This is a genomic window from Micromonospora sp. BL1, assembly GCF_003667485.1.
GTDB lineage: Bacteria > Actinomycetota > Actinomycetes > Mycobacteriales > Micromonosporaceae > Micromonospora > Micromonospora tulbaghiae.
The window spans coordinates 12,898-25,909 of record NZ_RCVK01000238.1 but is presented as its reverse complement, the minus strand read 5'-3'; the positions used below and the strand labels follow the sequence as shown (position 1 = coordinate 25,909).

Below are 13,012 nucleotides of genomic sequence, written 5' to 3'. Positions count from 1 at the left end.
TTGCTATACAAGTCTGGACCACCTCCTTTCCCGTGTACCGCCACGCTATCCACTTCCCGGCGGCCGCGGCAACGGATTTCGATCACAGGCGTCAGTCCAGGCCGATCGGGCCCTCGCGCGGGCCCTCCTCGTTCGCCGGCTGCACCGCCAGCGACGGGAAGTCGGCCAGGTCGCCCTCCGGCTCGGCGTCCCACTCGGGGAACACCAGCGGGCTCTGGAGGTAGAGGCAGAGCAGCTGGGTGAGCTGGTGCAGGCCGTCGAGGTGGGTGCGCTCGTGGCCGTGCGTGGCGTCCACGCCGAACCCGAGCAGCGCCACCCGGGCGTGCGCCCCGGCCTCGACCGCGGCGGCCACGTCCGAGCGGTAGTAGTCGAACACGTCCCGGACCAGGTCGACGCCGTGCTCCTTGGCGATCGAGGCCAGGTTGCGGGTCAGGTGGTAGTCGAACGGGCCGACCCCGTCGCCCATCGCCAGCGTGGCAGCGGTCTCCCGGGACTGCTGGCCCGGCGCGACCACCGCCGCGTCCACCGAGACGATCTCCGCGACGTCCGGGTCCAGCCCGTGGCTGGCGCCGTGGCCGATCTCCTCGGTGACGGTGACCAGCAGGTGTGCGGTGACCGCCGGGGTGATCCCGGCGTCGACCATCGCCTTGAACGCGGTCAGCACCGCCGCCACGCCCGCCTTGTCGTCCAGGTGCCGGGACTTGACGTACCCGTTCGGGGTGATGGTCGGGTTGGGCAGGAACGCGACGAAGTCCCCGGCGTCGATGCCGAGCGCCCGCAGCCCGGCCTCGTCGTGCACCGGCTCGTCCACCCGCACCTCGACCAGCTCCCAGCCGACGCCCTGGAGGTCGACCGCCTCGTTGTAGCGGTGCCCGCTCGCCTTCAGCGGCAGCACCTGGCCGGTGACGACCCGCTCCAGGTCGTCGGTGAAGATCCGCACGTGGGCGCCCTCGGCGAAGCGGGCGCTGTGCGTGCCGATCGGGTTGACCTCAAGCCGGCCGTTCTCCTTCAGCCGCTTCACCATGCCGCCGATGGTGTCGGTGTGCACCACGATCGCCCGGTCGGCGCCGGTCGACCGGGGGCCGGGCAGACAGGCGCTCAGCGCCCCGCGACGGGTCAGCGTGGAGCTGATCCCGATCGCGGAGAGCCGCTCGCCCACGTACTGCTGGATGTGGTCGGTGCGCCCCGACGGGCTGGGGATCTCCAGCAGCTCCACCAGCACCTGGCGGAGGTAGTCGAGGTCGAGCTTGAGCGGTTGGGGTTTGCGTGCGGTCATGCCCCAGAGCCTGCCGCACCGGCAGGCGACCAGAGTCGCTGCGGTGCCCGGGTACCCGGGAAGAGCAGGTCGACGAAGCGTTCGGCGGTCGGCTGCGGCTCGTGGTTGGCCAGTCCGGGGCGCTCGTTCGCCTCGATGAAGACGTGTTCCGGCTGGTCCGGGGCGGGAACCAGCAGGTCCAGCCCGGTGACCGGGATGTCCAGCGCCCGGCTGGCGGTGACGCACGCCTCGGCGATCGCCGGGTGCAGCTCGGCTGTCACGTCGTGGATCGTGCCGCCGGTGTGCAGGTTGGCCGTCCGGCGGACCGCCAGCACCTCGCCCTCCGGCAGCACGTCGTGCATCCGGTATCCGGCCTCCGCGACCACCTCGCGGGTCATGTCGTCGACCGGGATGCGGGACTCGCCGCCGGTGGCTGCCGCCCGCCGCCGGCTCTGCCGCTCGATCAGCTCGGTGATGTCGTGCACACCGTCGCCGGTGATCTGCGCCGGGCGGCGTACCGCGGCGGCGACCACCTCGTGGTCGATCACCACGACCCGAAGGTCCTCGCCCGCGCGCAGCTCCTCGATCAGCACGTCCGGGCAGAACCGGCGGGCCAGCTCGACGGCCGCGGTCAGGGCCTCCGGCGTACGCACGCCGACTGTGATGCCGTTGCCCTGCTCGCCGCGCGCCGGCTTGACCACCACCGGACCCACGTCGTCGAGGAACGCGACGTCGTCGGGCTCGCCGGTCGCGGTGCGCCCGCGCGGCACCGACAGCCCCGCCTCGGTGAGGATGCGCCGGGTCACCCGCTTGTCGTCGCAGCGGCTCATCGCCACCGCCGAGGTCAGCTCCGACAGCGACTCGCGGGTGTGGATGGTCCGGCCGCCGGTGGTCAGCTTCAGCTCACCCCAGTGCGGGTCGGTCACCTCCACCCGGATGCCGCGCCGCATCGCCTCGTCCGCGACGATCTTCGCGTACGGGTTCAGCTCGTCGTACCCCTGCGGCATGGCGGGCAGGAACAGGCGCTCGTTGATCGGGTTCTTCCGCTTCACGCAGAGCGTGCCGGTGCGGTGGAAGCCGAGACGCTCGTACAGCCGGATCGCACCCGAGTTCTCGGCCAGCACGGACAGGTCCACGAACGCCCGGCCGCGCCCGTCGAGCCGGTCGGCGAGCGCGGTGAGCAGCGCCTGGCCGGTACCGGGCGGGGCGGTGTTGAAGTCCACGGTCAGGCACCACAGGCTGGCGCCGTTCTCCGGGTCGCCGAACACCGCGACGTGGTCCACGCCGGTGATGGTGCCGACCACCTCACCGGTGGCGTCCTCGGCCACCAGGTGCAGGAACCGGTCCGTGCCGGCGTTGTCCACCAGCACCTCGACCGGGGCGGTGACCATGCCGTTGCGCGCGTAGATCCGGTTCACCGCCTCGGCGTCGGCGGCGTCCCGCAGCGGCCGGACGGTCAGCCCGGGCACCTCGCCGCCCTCGGTGGCGGCGGGCCGCTTCTCACCCAGCGGCAGCCGGTAGGTCAGCGACGGGTCGATGAACAGCTCGTCCGGCAGCCGGGACACCAGCACGTGCGGGTCGCGCAGGTAGATGCAGATGTCCCGGGCGCCGACCGCCTCGGACCGCAGCACGTCGGCCACGTGCACCTGGTCGTCGAACGTCTGCCCGAACACCAGGCGGCCCCAGCCGCAGTCCAGCACCACGCCCGAGGCGTCGGTGGAGGCGGTCTCCGGCTGTCGCGGCTCCGGCGTACCCGGTGCGACCGGGTCACCGCCGGGGCCGATGCGTTCCCGGCGGCGCCCCAGCACCCGTTCCCGGTCGGTACGCGCCGTTCCGGTGGCGAGGGTGTCGGTCACGGTCAGTCGATTCCGTGGCTCTGGAGCCACATTTCCAGGAGTCCCAGTTGCCACAGCTTGTTTCCGTTCAACGGGGTCAGTTCGGCATTCGGGTCGGCGAGCAGCGCGTCGACGTAGTCGGCGCGGAACAGGTCACGACGGCGGGCCTCCGGCGAGGTGAGCGCGTCGCGTACCCGGTCGAGGAGCTTGCCCTCCAGGTGGGTGAGACCGGGCACCGGGAAGTAGCCCTTGGGCCGGTCGATGACCTCGTGCGGCAGGACCCGGCGGCCGATCTCCTTGAGCACGCCCTTGCCACCCTGGGCCAGCTTCAGCTCCGGCGGGCAGCTCGCGGCCAGCTCGACGAACTCGTGGTCGAGGAACGGCACCCGGGCCTCCAGCCCGTGCGCCATGGTCATGTTGTCGACCCGCTTCACCGGGTCGTCGGTCAGCATGACCTGGGTGTCGATCCGCAGGCCCGCGTCGACGGCGGTCTGCGCCCCCGCGCGGCCCAGGTGCGCGGCGACGAACTCCCGCGCCGGGTCACCGTCGGCCAGCCACGCCGGGTTGAGCACCCGGGCCAGTCCGGCCGCGTCGCGGTCGAAGAACGCCTTCGCGTACGTCTCGAGCGCCTGCTCCCGGTCCACCCCGGCCAGCGGCGGGTACCAGTGGTAGCCGCCCAGGATCTCGTCCGCGCCCTGGCCCGACTGCACCACCTTGACGTGCTTCGCGACCTCCTGGCTGAGCAGCCAGAACGCCACGCAGTCGTGGCTGACCATGGGCTCGCTCATGGCCGCGACGGCGGCCTCCAGCGGCGGCAGCAGGTCGCCGGTGGGCACCCGGATCTGGTGGTGGTCCGTGCCGAACGTCTTCGCCACCAGGTCGGAGTAGACGAACTCGTCGCCCTCCCGGCCGCCGACCGCGTCGAAGCCGATGGAGAACGTGGCCAAGCCGGACTGCGCCTGCCCCTCGCCGGCGAGCAGCGCGACCACCAGGCTGGAGTCGAGGCCGCCGGAGAGCAGCACGCCCACCGGCACGTCGGCCACCATGCGGCGGCGTACGGCGGTGGTCAGCGAGTCGAGCAGCGCGTCCTGCCAGTCCTGCTCGGACCAGCCGGCCCGCTCGGCGGCACGGCTGAACGCCGGATCCCAGTACACCCGCTCGTGGCTGGAGCCGTCCGCCTCGTACACCCGGACCGTGGCCGGGGGCAGCTTGGTGACGCCGGCCAGGATGGTGCGCGGCGGCGGCACGATGCTGTGGAAGCTCAGGTAGTGGGCGAGCGCCACCCGGTCGATCGTGGTGTCGACGCCGCCACCGGCGAGCAGCGCCGGCAGGGTCGAGGCGAACCGCACCACGCCGGGGCTCTCGGCCAGGTAGAGCGGCTTGATGCCGAGGCGGTCCCGGGCCAGCACCAGGCGGCCGGTGTCGCGCTCGCTGATCGCGACGGCGAACATGCCGATCAGGTGGTCGACGAAGTCGAGCCCCCACTCGGCGTACGCCTTGATCACGACCTCGCTGTCGCCGGACGAGAAGAACCGGTGGCCCTTGGCCTGGAGTTCGGCGCGCAGCTCTCGATAGTTGTAGATGCAGCCGTTGAAGACACCGGTGAGCCCGGCGGCGGCGTCCACGATGGGTTGGCCGCTCGCCGCGGACAGGTCGATGATCTTCAGGCGCCGGTGTCCCAGCGCGGTCGGGCCCTGCGACCAGACGCCGCTGTCGTCGGGCCCTCGGTCACTCATCGTGGCCGCCATCCGCTCCACGGCCGAGACGTCGGCGCGTGAACCGTCACGGCGGAACTCTCCCGCAAGTCCGCACATACGAGCCAATGCTGCCAGAGCTTGTTGCAGTTCGCCTGTTGAGACGATGACGAACGTGTGACAGCTTGCTACGATGCGCCGTCACGCAGGGTGGTCACCTGTCACGCCTTCGGTTCCTGCCTTCCAGGCCGCAGATGCCGGAAACCCGGCCCGTGCCGGGTGTGAGGAACACCGCACGTACCGGCACACGCCCCTGCGTCGTCGGCTCGCCGATCTTGCACTTTGGTGCCCCGCAATCCTCGTAAACCGAACAAGCTGTGGGCAGTAACTGCAAGATCGCGCGAGCGAGACGCTGCCGGCACGGTGATCAGCCTCGCAGTTCACCGTGCCGGAGTCGTGGTTCGGATCTCGGGTCAGCCCGCGGCGCGGGAGCCGCAGCGAGGGCTCCCGACGGCTCGTGCGGGACCGCTGCGATGATGCGGACGTGGACATCGTCGAGATCCGGGCCGCCTTCGACGACGTGTTCGATCAGGCCATCGTGTTCCACGGCTTCGCCGACTACATGCGCGACTACGATGTCTTCGTCTACGCGACCGCCGATCCCCGTACCGGAATCACGCCCCAGCACCTGAGGTACCGGTTCAAGCACTGCGTCCGAGCCGTGACCACGTCCGCCGTGCCGCCCGAGGTCTGGATGCGGTCGCTGGACGAGCGGCTCATCGACTACGAACAGGGCGTCGACCTCGACGGCTACGTGTGGGGCGTCAAGTGGCAGGTGCTGTACCCGGGAATGAAACTTCTGCGGGAGTCACCTGACGCGGAGCGGTGGTCACGACTCCTCGATCTTCCGTTTCACGAGGCCCTCATCGAGACGAACGGCCACAACATCTCGCTGGTCTTCTCGGACCTGGTCGTCGATGTGGTCGACCCTGGGTACGCACCGTTCGTGGTGACGGGAGGGGAACCGGACGTCGAGGTCCCCCTCCCGTAGGTCGCGAGACGCGCTCAGTGCGCTTCGGTGACTCGCGCGACGCCGACGGGGCAGGTCATGCCGTTGGGCCCGTGGTTGCAGTAACCACCCGGGTTCTTCGTCGGAGCCAGGTACTGCTGGTGGTAGTCCTCGGCGAAGTAGTAGTCGCCGAGCGGGGCGATCTCGGTGGTGATCTCACCCTTGCCGGCCCGCTCCACGATCGGCGCGAACGCGTCCCGCGACGCCTTGGCGGCGGCGAGCTGCTCGTCGGTCGTGGTGTAGATCGCCGAGCGGTACTGGGTGCCCACGTCGTTGCCCTGACGCATGCCCTGGGTCGGGTCGTGGTTCTCCCAGAAGACCTTGAGCAGGTCCTCGTAGGCGATCTTCGACGGGTCGTAGACCACCTGGACCACCTCGGCGTGCCCGGTCATGCCGGAGCAGACCTCCTCGTACGTCGGGTTGGTGGTGTACCCGCCCGCGTAACCGGCGGACGTGGTGATCACGCCGGGGAGGGTCCAGAACAGCCGCTCGGCGCCCCAGAAGCAGCCCATGCCGAAGACGGCGACCTGCGCGCCCTCGGGGAACGGGCCCTTCAGCGAGGACGGCAGCACCTCGTGCCGGTCGGCGATCGGCATCGCGATCGGACGGCCCGGCAGGGCCTGGTCAGGAGAGATCATTTCGGCCTTCATGCGGCGGAGGAACACGGTGGGACTCCTCTCTTGGCTTTCCCAGCGTGTGCAACAGCGTCGCCCCCCGGTTCCTTACCCGCCCACGCCGGCGTCAGGCCAGCGCCGCCGAGATCCGCCCGGCGAACTCCGTCGCCTCGGCGTCGTCGGCGTACCGCGTACGCGGCCAGAAGAAGCCGCGCAGCCCGTCGCCCTTGGTCCGGGGCACCACGTGGGTGTGCAGGTGCGGTACGGACTGGGACACCCGGTTGTTCATCGCCACGAACGTCCCACCGGAGCCCAGACCGGACTCCACGGCCACGGCGATGCGCTGCACCAGCCGGAAGTAGCCGGGCAGCGCGTCGGCGGGCAGGTCGGACAGGGTGACCAGGTGGGTGCGGGGCACCACCAGCACGTGGCCCTTGAACACCGGCCGGGTGTCGAGGAACGCGACGCCGTCCGGCTCGTCGGTCACCCGGAAGGCCGGCACCTCGCCCGCCACGATCCCGCAGAACACACACCCGCTCACGAGCTCACCCTAGGTCCCACCCCGCCACCCCACCTCCGGGCGAGCGTGATCATGAGGTTGGCGGCGACAAATCGGACCGGCGGCACCGTCAACCTCATGATCGGCGCGGCGTGGAATCCGACGCGCAGCAGGCGCGTGTGCAGCTCGTCCACGGCTAGGCCGCCAGGCCCGGGATCCTGCTCTCCCAGAGGCGGATCACCCGGCGCGCGGTCAAGCGCCGAATACGTGGCCAGTCCTGGCGGAGCAGCGCGGCGTCGACGTATCTGATCATGTCGTCCCGCTGGCCGCAGTCCAGCAGGAGGCAGTAGAGGGTCAGCCGCTCACCCGGGTCACCCACGTCGTAGTCGCCGGGGCCGGACCAGGCGAGGCGCACGGGCAAGCTGACCCGCCCCGACCGCGGGCCGCTCAGGAGACCCAGCGAGGCCGGGATCCGGTCGGCGACGCCGTGCAGGCGGGAAGGGAGCGCCCCGGTCGTACTCACCGGACCAGTATGGCCGACCGCCCCGACACCTCCGCGGTTGTGACTCGCGCCGGGTTGCCGGGAGCGGGACCGGGCGGGGGGCTAACGTCTGCGGCATGAGCCACGGCTTCGAGACACTCGCCATCCACGCCGGTCAGGACCCGGAGGCCCGCACCGGTGCGGTGATCCCGCCGATCTACCAGACCAGCACGTACGCCCAGGACGCCGTCGGAGCGCCCCGCGAGGGCTACGAGTACAGCCGCTCCGGCAACCCGACCCGGGACGCGCTCCAGGAGTGCCTGGCCGCGCTGGAGGGCGGCCCGGTGGCGCTCGCCTTCGCCAGCGGCCTGGCCGCCGAGGACGCGCTGCTGCGGACCGTCTGCAAGCCGGGCGACCACGTGGTGATCCCGGACGACGCCTACGGCGGCACGTACCGGCTGTTCGCCAAGGTGGCCGAGCGCTGGGGCCTGGCGTACACCCCGGCGAAGGTCTCCGACCCGGACGCCGTGCGCGCCGCGATCCGCCCCGGCGCCACCCGGATCGTGTGGGTGGAGACGCCGACCAATCCGCTGCTCGGCATCGCGGACATCGCGGCGCTGGCCGCTGTGGCGCACGACGCCGGCGCGCTGCTGGTGGTCGACAACACGTTCGCCTCGCCGTACCTCCAGCAGCCGATCGCGTTCGGCGCGGACGTGGTGGTGCACTCCACCACCAAGTACGTCGGCGGGCACTCCGACGTGGTCGGCGGCGCGCTCGTCGCGGCGGACCGCACGCTCGGCGAGGAGCTGCGCTACCACCAGAACGCGATGGGCGCGGTGAACGGCCCGTTCGACGCCTGGCTCACCCTGCGCGGCATCAAGACCCTCGGGGTACGGATGGACCGGCACTGCGACAACGCCGAGCGGATCGCCGCCTACCTGGACGGACACGCCAAGGTCGCCCAGGTTCTCTACCCGGGCCTGCCGTCGCACCCCGGCCACGAGGTGGCCGCCAAGCAGATGCGCCGGTTCGGCGGCATGATCTCGTTCCGCGCGGCGGGCGGCGAGGAGCACGCTGTGGAGATCTGCAACCGGGCCCGGCTGTTCGTGCTCGCCGAGTCGCTGGGCGGCGTGGAGTCCCTGATCGAGCACCCCGGCCGGATGACACACGCGAGCGCTGCGGGCTCGCCGCTTGAAGTTCCCGGCGATCTCGTGCGACTGTCTGTCGGCATCGAGACGGTCGACGACCTGCTCGCCGATCTGGAGCAGGCCCTGGGCTGACCGCTGGCTGGGGAGGGTGGCAGTGCCGGAGATCTTGCCGACGACCTGGGTCGGGACGACCGCGAAACAGATCGCCCGGGCGGTACGCCGTGGCGACGTCTCCGCCACCCAGGTCGTCGCCGACCACCTGGACCACGTCGCCCGGGTCGACGCCGAGCTGGGCGCGTTCCGCACGGTACGCGGCGGCGAGGCGATCACCGAGGCGGAGAAGGTCGACGAGCAGGAGGAACTGGCGAACCTGCCGCTGGCCGGCGTGCCGGTGGCGGTCAAGGAGAACACGCCGGTGGCCGGCCTGCCCACCTGGAACGGGTCGGCCGCCATGCGTACCGAGGTGGCGGAGGCCGACCACGAGGTGGTCCGCCGGCTGCGCGGCGCGGGCGCTGTCATCCTCGGCGTGACCCGGATGCCGGAGCTGGGCCTGTGGGCGCTCACCGACGACGACACCGCCGTCACCCGCAACCCGTGGGACCTGGCGCGTACCCCCGGCGGTTCGTCCGGCGGCGCGGCCGCCGCGGTGGCCGCCGGGCTGGTGCCGATGGCCCACGGCAACGACGGCCTCGGGTCGATCCGCATCCCGGCGGCCTGCTGCGGCCTGGTCGGGCTCAAGCCCGGCCGGGGCGTGGTGCCCTGCCAGCTCGGCGCGGACGACTGGTTCGGCCTCACCGAGCACGGCATGCTGACCAGCACCGTCGCCGACGCGGTGGTCGGCTTCTCGGTGCTGGCCGGCCGCCGGCCGGACAAGCTGGTCCCGCCGGAGCGGCTGCGGGTGGGCGTCTCGCTGCGGTCGCCGGTACGCGGCGTCTCGCCGGACGCGCCGAACCGGGACGCGGTCGCCGCCGCCGGCCGGCTGCTCGCCGCCGCCGGCCACGACACCGTGCCCGCCGACCCGGTCTACCCGACCCGGCTCGGCCTCCAGGGCATCGCCACCTGGTTCGCGGCCGCCGCCGCCGACGTGCGCGCCGCCGGGGTGGCGCCGCGCCAACTCCAGCGACGCAGCCGCCGGCACGTCGCGCTCGGCGAGTGGGCGCAGCGCCGGGGGTACGTGCGGGAGGCCGACCGGGCCGCCTGGCGCGAACGGTCCGTGCACTTCTTCGCGGACAACTCGATCGACCTGCTGCTCACCCCGGCGCTGGCCGGGCCGCCGCCGGAGGCCGCCGGGTGGTCCGGCCGCTCCTGGCTCGCGAACATGTCGACCAACATCAGGTACGCCCCGTACGCGGCGCCGTGGAACATCGCCGGGCTCCCGTCGATCGTGGTGCCGGTCGGGCGCCGCCCGGACGGCCTGCCGGTGGGCGTGCAGTTCGTCGGCCCGCCCGGCTCCGAACTGCTGCTGCTCGGGGTGGCCGGCCAGTTCGAGATGCAGGCGCCGTGGGCCCGGCACGCGCCCGGCTATCCCCGCGTCGGAACGGGGTCGCCGGCCACCGCGTGATCGTCTAGCGTGTGCGCACCCCTGTCGCGCACACCACCTCGGACGGTCCCCGATGCACTGCCAGACCTGCGGGGACCCCACGTCCCCGGCCTATGAGGAGTGCCGGCGCTGCGGCACCCGAGTCGGTCAGCCCGCCGTGAGCCCCGGCCTGCCCACGTACGGCGTGGGTGGCCTGGCCGTGGCCGGCGCGTTCGCGGTCGGCGCCGCCACCCTGTGCTACCTGCTCACGGCGCTGTTCCCGATCGTGGGTGTGCGGATGGCCCGTTCGGCCGCCGAGCAGCTCGACCGGGACGTGCTGCTCGGCGCGGTGCTGGCCGAGGTGCTGTTCTCGCTGCCCTACCTGCTCGCCCTGCTGACCGCGGGGACGCTCGTGGTGATCTGGACCTGGCGGGCCCGCAAGAACCTGGACGCGTTCCCGGGCGCGGTGCCGAACCTCAGCCCGGCGTGGGCCATCGCCGGCTGGCTGGTGCCGTTCGCCAACTTCGTCGTACCGGCCCGGGTGCTCGCCGACCTGCTCCGCAACAGCGTCTGGCGACGCCGCCAGTCGTGGCTCGTCGGGGTGTGGTGGGCGAGCTGGCTGGTGTTCCTGATCGGTGACCGGTTCGTCGCCCGGGCCGAGCAGCAGCGCTACGACCGGCTGACCGAGCTGCCCCGCAACGACGCGGAGTTCGGCACGTACGTGCGCTTCTACGAGGACGCGCTCGCGCCCCGGCTGGTGCCGGCGGTGGCCTGCCTGGTCGCCGGGATCACGTTCGTCGTGCTGATCCGCCGGATCTCCGCCGCCCAGCAGGACCGGCTCGCGCGGGCCGTCCCCGCGTGGCCGGGACAGCCGGTCCGGCCCGGCCAGTCCGCCTGGCCCGGTCAACCGGGCTGGCCCGCGCCCGCCGCGCCGATGCCGGTCGCGCCGACGTCGCCGCAGGTTCCGCCCGCCCCGGGTGGCACGATCGGGGCATGACGGAACTGGTCGGTCTCGCCGACGTACAGGCCGCGCGGGAACTGCTCGCCGGTGTCACCCGTACCACCCCGCTGGAGCCGTCCCGGCCGCTCAGCGCCGCGCTCGACGGGCCGGTCTGGCTCAAGTGCGAGAACCTCCAGCGCGCCGGGTCGTACAAGGTGCGCGGCGCGTACGTGCGGATCTCCCGGCTCTCGGCCGAGGAGCGGGCCCGCGGCGTGGTCGCGGCGAGCGCCGGCAACCACGCCCAGGGGGTGGCGCTCGCCGCCGGGCTGGTCGGCGCGCACGCCACCGTCTTCATGCCGGTGAACGCGCCGCTGCCGAAGGTCGCCGCGACGAAGGGGTACGGCGCGCAGATCGAGCTGGTCGGCAACACGGTGGACGAGTCGCTCGTCGCGGCGCAGACCTTCGCCGAGCGGACCGGCGCGGTGTTCATCCACCCGTTCGACCATGCGGACGTCATCGCCGGGCAGGGCACCGTGGCGCTGGAGATCCTCGAACAGTGCCCGGACGTGCGCACCATCGTGACCGGGGTGGGCGGCGGCGGGCTGGTCTCGGGCATGGCGGTGGCGGCCAAGGCGCTGCGTCCCGACGTACGCGTGATCGGGGTCCAGGCGGCGAGCGCCGCCGCCTTCCCGCCCTCGCTGCGGGCCGGCGAGCCGATGCGGCTGCCCTCGTTCGCGACGATCGCCGACGGGATCGCCGTCGGCCGTCCGGGCGAGCTGACCTTCACCCATGTCCGCAAGCTCGTCGACGAGGTCGTCACGGTCTCCGAGGAGGACATCTCCCGGGCGCTGCTGATGCTGCTGGAACGCGGCAAGCAGGTCGTCGAGCCGGCCGGCGCGGTCGGCGTGGCGGCGCTGCTGGCCGGCGCGGTGGAGGTGACCGCGCCGGTCGTCGCGGTGCTGTCCGGCGGCAACATCGACCCGCTGCTGATGCTCCGGGTGATCGAGCACGGCCTGGCGGCGGCCGGCCGGTTCCTGCGGATCACCGTGCGCTGCACGGACCGGCCCGGCCAGCTCGCCTCCCTGCTCGGCGAGATCGCCGAGCACCGGGCCAACGTGGTGGACGTGGTGCACCAGCGCGCCAACCCGCACCTGCGCCTCGGCGAGGTGGAGGTGGCCCTGTCCGTGGAGACCCGCGGGGTGGAGCACTCGGACACGCTGATCAGCGCGTTGCGTGCGAGCGGCTACCAGGTGGTCTTCACCGGCGAGGGCTGAGCCCTCGGCGGAATCGCGACGCCCGAGCGGAACGGGAACACCACAGCGCAACGCGAACGCCCCGGCCGGATGATCCGGTCGGGGCGTTCGGGTGTGCGGCTCGGGTCCGAGGAGGGCCTGTCAGCCTCGGTCGGGTTCGGGACCCGAGCCATCCGGCGCGGGTCCGGAAGGGGTCAGCCGCTGTACGGCTCGAAGGAGACGATGGTCACCTTGATATCGGCGCCGCTCGGCGCGGTGTAGGTGCAGGTCTGCCCCGCCTTGCCACCGAGGATCGCCTTGCCGAGCGCGGACTCGGGGCTGTAGACCGTGAGGTCGGTGGTGGAGGCGATCTCCCGGGAGCCGAGCAGGAAGGTCTCGCTGTCGTCGGCGTCGTCGTCGAAGTAGATCTTCACGACCATGCCCGGCGACACCGCGTCGGTGTCCGGCGCCTCACCGACCTTGGCGGTGCGCAGCAGCTCCTTGAGGTAGAGAATGCGGCCCTCGGCCTTGCCCTGCTCCTCACGGGCGGCGTGGTAGCCACCGTTCTCCCGCAGGTCGCCCTCCTCGCGACGGGCGTTGATCTCGGCGGCGATGACCGGCCGGTTGGCGATCAGCTCGTCGAGCTCGGCCTGCAGACGGTCGTAGGCGTCCTGGGACAGCCAGGTGGCGGGCGCCTCGTTTCCATTTGTGGACACAGGCGGTCTC

At 72.3% G+C, this 13,012-nt stretch carries 12 protein-coding genes; 5 read left to right on the top strand and 7 right to left on the bottom strand.

Annotated features, from left to right (window positions below):
• Positions 1-91: 91 nt before the first annotated feature.
• From EAD96_RS15695 to EAD96_RS15685, 3 genes are read right to left on the bottom strand one after another with little or no spacing between them, the layout of a single operon-like run.
• Positions 92-1,276 (bottom strand): osmoprotectant NAGGN system M42 family peptidase, encoded by a 1,185-nt coding sequence (locus EAD96_RS15695; protein ID WP_121684816.1) that lies wholly within the window; start codon positions 1,274-1,276, stop codon positions 92-94.
• Positions 1,273-3,111, bottom strand: a complete 1,839-nt coding sequence (ngg, locus tag EAD96_RS15690; protein ID WP_121684815.1) for an N-acetylglutaminylglutamine synthetase — start codon at positions 3,109-3,111, stop codon at positions 1,273-1,275. The genes EAD96_RS15695 and ngg overlap by 4 nt, the downstream gene beginning before the upstream one ends.
• 2 nt (positions 3,112-3,113) lie before the next feature.
• On the bottom strand, positions 3,114-4,904 hold the full coding sequence (locus EAD96_RS15685) for an N-acetylglutaminylglutamine amidotransferase (RefSeq protein ID WP_121684814.1): 1,791 nt from the start codon (positions 4,902-4,904) through the stop codon (positions 3,114-3,116).
• A 424-nt stretch (positions 4,905-5,328) separates the two neighbouring features.
• Here EAD96_RS15685 and EAD96_RS15680 point away from each other — a divergent pair, with 424 nt between their 5' ends.
• Positions 5,329-5,835, top strand: coding sequence for a hypothetical protein (locus EAD96_RS15680; RefSeq protein ID WP_121684813.1), 507 nt, complete (start codon positions 5,329-5,331; stop codon positions 5,833-5,835).
• Positions 5,836-5,849: 14 nt separating this feature from the next.
• Here EAD96_RS15680 and msrA read toward each other — a convergent pair whose 3' ends face one another.
• The 3 genes from msrA to EAD96_RS15665 all read right to left on the bottom strand — a co-directional run bounded on the left by msrA (position 5,850) and on the right by EAD96_RS15665 (position 7,489).
• Positions 5,850-6,518: a peptide-methionine (S)-S-oxide reductase MsrA gene (gene msrA / locus EAD96_RS15675; protein ID WP_120571576.1), complete on the bottom strand. Its 669-nt coding sequence runs from the start codon at positions 6,516-6,518 to the stop codon at positions 5,850-5,852.
• A gap of 76 nt (positions 6,519-6,594) precedes the next feature.
• On the bottom strand, positions 6,595-7,008 hold the full coding sequence (locus EAD96_RS15670; protein WP_013474065.1) for an HIT family protein: 414 nt from the start codon (positions 7,006-7,008) through the stop codon (positions 6,595-6,597).
• Positions 7,009-7,162: 154 nt separating this feature from the next.
• A complete protein-coding gene (locus tag EAD96_RS15665) occupies positions 7,163-7,489 on the bottom strand; it encodes a hypothetical protein (RefSeq protein WP_121684812.1) in 327 nt (108 codons plus the stop codon).
• A gap of 95 nt (positions 7,490-7,584) precedes the next feature.
• Between EAD96_RS15665 and EAD96_RS15660 the strand changes: the two genes are divergently transcribed.
• The 4 genes from EAD96_RS15660 (at position 7,585) to ilvA (ending at position 12,328) form a co-directional block, all read left to right on the top strand.
• Positions 7,585-8,727, top strand: coding sequence for a cystathionine gamma-synthase (locus EAD96_RS15660; protein ID WP_121684811.1), 1,143 nt, complete (start codon positions 7,585-7,587; stop codon positions 8,725-8,727).
• A gap of 16 nt (positions 8,728-8,743) precedes the next feature.
• Positions 8,744-10,156 (top strand): amidase, encoded by a 1,413-nt coding sequence (locus EAD96_RS15655; RefSeq protein ID WP_121684810.1) that lies wholly within the window; start codon positions 8,744-8,746, stop codon positions 10,154-10,156.
• A 136-nt stretch (positions 10,157-10,292) separates the two neighbouring features.
• Entirely contained in the window at positions 10,293-11,111 is an 819-nt protein-coding gene (locus EAD96_RS15650) for a DUF4328 domain-containing protein (RefSeq protein WP_233585807.1), read from the top strand.
• Positions 11,108-12,328 (top strand): threonine ammonia-lyase, encoded by a 1,221-nt coding sequence (gene ilvA, locus EAD96_RS15645; RefSeq protein ID WP_121684808.1) that lies wholly within the window; start codon positions 11,108-11,110, stop codon positions 12,326-12,328. Before EAD96_RS15650 ends, ilvA begins: the two co-directional genes overlap by 4 nt.
• A gap of 173 nt (positions 12,329-12,501) precedes the next feature.
• Here ilvA and greA read toward each other — a convergent pair whose 3' ends face one another.
• Positions 12,502-13,002 (bottom strand): transcription elongation factor GreA, encoded by a 501-nt coding sequence (gene greA / locus EAD96_RS15640; RefSeq protein ID WP_013284133.1) that lies wholly within the window; start codon positions 13,000-13,002, stop codon positions 12,502-12,504.
• Positions 13,003-13,012: the final 10 nt, after the last annotated feature.